The 253-nt window shown below is 58.1% G+C and carries 1 tRNA gene; it reads right to left on the bottom strand.

Annotation, left to right across the window (positions count from 1 at the left end):
- Positions 1–174: 174 nt before the first annotated feature.
- Positions 175–247 (bottom strand) — tRNA-Asn (locus SB754_RS21670).
- Positions 248–253 lie beyond the last annotated feature (6 nt).

Genomic DNA, 253 nt, shown 5'->3' with positions numbered 1-253 from the left:
GAACGCAACGAGCTCACCCATCCGGCAGAAACATAAACAGCAACTGGGGTGGACCCAGGGGACGCAACCCGTGGGTCTTCGGGGAGGCTGCCAGCCTTGGTCCCGCGGGCGGTGCCAAGCAAAGAAAAATGAGGCCCTGACCGGCGTAATGCCTGGTCAGAGCCTCATTATTTGCTCCTCCGACTGGACTTGAACCAGTAACCCTTCGATTAACAGTCGCATGCTCTGCCAATTGAGCTACGGAGGAAAGCGC

The sequence above is a fragment of the Leifsonia sp. SIMBA_070 genome (assembly GCF_046534635.1).
In the GTDB taxonomy this organism is placed as follows: Bacteria; Actinomycetota; Actinomycetes; order Actinomycetales; family Microbacteriaceae; genus Leifsonia.
The sequence above is the reverse complement of the archived record's forward strand: the minus strand, read 5'-3'. Positions and strand labels throughout refer to the sequence as shown.